The sequence below is a fragment of the Mesorhizobium sp. M7A.F.Ca.AU.002.02.1.1 genome (genome assembly GCF_003998535.1).
GTDB lineage: Bacteria > Pseudomonadota > Alphaproteobacteria > Rhizobiales > Rhizobiaceae > Mesorhizobium > Mesorhizobium ciceri.
Genome location: NZ_RZPB01001181.1, coordinates 1 through 1,264 on the forward strand (window position 1 = coordinate 1; position 1,264 = coordinate 1,264).

The window sequence follows — 1,264 nt, forward strand, 5'->3', positions numbered from 1 at the left end:
ATCTTCGTCATCCCGACCGCGGTCCGGCTCACGCATCTGGGCGTCGTCTCGGTGCCGAAGTCGATCGTCGAGGCCGGCGAGGCTTTCGGCGCCACCAAGAGCCAGCTGCTGTGGAAGGTGGAACTGCCGTCGGCGCTGCCCACCATCATGGCCGGCCTGACGCAATCGATCATGCTGTCGCTGTCGATGGTGGTGTTTGCCGCACTGATCGGCGCCGGCGGGCTCGGCACCGAGATCAACCGGGCGCTCGGCTCGCGCCGCATCGACCTCGGGCTTGAGGCGGGGCTTGCCATCGTCGTTTTGGCCATCGTGCTCGACCGGATGACCCGCATCGCCGTTGGAGGCAAGAAATGACCGTCGCCGTCGATTTCAGGAACGTCGATATCGTTTTCGGCGCCGACCAGGCCGGATCGCTGAAGATGATCGACGCCGGCGCCAGCCGCGCCGAGATCCTCGAAAAGACCGGCAATGTACTGGGCTGCGCCGGCGCCAGCCTGACCGTGAACGAGGGCGAGATCTCCGTTCTGATGGGCCTCTCCGGTTCGGGCAAGTCGACATTGCTGCGGGCGGTCAACCGGCTCAACGTGGTGTCGCGCGGCCAGGTGCTGGTCAAGGATGGCGACAAGACCGTCGATGTCGTCACCTGCGACGAGGCGACCTTGCGGCGCCTGCGCCAGAAACAGGTGGCGATGGTGTTCCAGCAGTTCGGCCTTTTGCCCTGGCGCACGGTGGAGGAGAATGTCGGTCTCGGCCTCGAACTGGCCGGCGTCCCAGAAGCCGAGCGCAAGGAGCGCGTCCAACGCCAGCTCAAGCTGGTCAATCTCGACCAGTGGTCGAAGAAATATGCGCATGAGCTTTCGGGCGGCATGCAGCAGCGCGTCGGCCTGGCGCGGGCCTTCGCCACCGAGGCGCCGATCCTGTTGATGGATGAGCCGTTCTCGGCGCTCGACCCGCTCATCCGCACCAAGCTGCAGGACGAATTGCTGCAGCTGCAGGCTGAATTGAAGAAGACCATCATCTTCGTCAGCCACGACCTCGAGGAGGCGCTGAAGATCGGCTCCCACATCACCATCATGGAGGGTGGGCGCATCGTGCAAACCGGCGCGCCCGAAGACATCGTGCTGCGGCCCGCCAACGACTATGTCCGAGACTTCATCGCCAATGTGAACCCGCTGTCGGTGCTGACCGCCTGGAACGTGATGCGCGACCGTCGTGATCTGGAGCACGGCAAGGACGGCTGGGTCTGGCGCGACCGCCGCAAGAC

Annotated in this window: 2 protein-coding genes; both read left to right on the forward strand. The window is 65.0% G+C overall.

Features of this window, described 5'->3' with window-relative positions; genetic code table 11:
• Positions 1-354 (forward strand): ABC transporter permease subunit (locus EN879_RS36275; protein ID WP_127218999.1); only part of this gene is annotated, 354 nt, incomplete at its 5' end.
• Positions 351-1,264, forward strand: a 914-nt coding sequence (gene choV / locus EN879_RS36280; protein WP_127274732.1) for a choline ABC transporter ATP-binding protein, incomplete at its 3' end; no start/stop codon positions are given. The genes EN879_RS36275 and choV, both read left to right, overlap by 4 nt.